Annotated in this window: 1 pseudogene; it reads left to right on the top strand. The window is 37.4% G+C overall.

The window, feature by feature from the left end:
- Positions 1-215, top strand: a pseudogene (locus tag H5154_RS23185) (DUF2931 domain-containing protein); the annotation flags it as partial.
- Positions 216-425 lie beyond the last annotated feature (210 nt).

The following is a 425-nucleotide window of genomic DNA, read 5'->3' on the forward strand; positions in this document are numbered from 1 at the left end:
AAAATGGTTATAAATTAGCTAAAAATTTACCTGCTTATGCATGGATAAGCACAGGAGAAGTAGAAGAAAATATCAGGCCTTATTTAATTGTTGGCATGGGGGATAGTGGCGAGATAAAAGTATGGTTATCAAATGCACGATCTGACAGAAATAGAACAGGCCGTGTATTACACGAGCTTGGCTCTGGGCAAGCACAGTGGCGTAAGAATAAGTAACTAAGCTATTCCTCAAGGGCAGCTTGAACTTAAATGGATATAGATTATGGACAAAATCATAAAATTACTTCTTATTAGCTTGTTTGCTGTATTACTAGGCGGTTGTGCAACAACAGGTGAAATAGATTATATGGTTGTATCGGGTTCAACGGATGAAGGTAATGATATATTCGTGACTTTAATTAAGTTTGATGACCAGTGGGATGTACC

It is taken from the genome of Pseudoalteromonas sp. SR44-5 (assembly GCF_014163675.1).
In the GTDB taxonomy this organism is placed as follows: domain Bacteria; phylum Pseudomonadota; class Gammaproteobacteria; order Enterobacterales; family Alteromonadaceae; genus Pseudoalteromonas; species Pseudoalteromonas rhizosphaerae.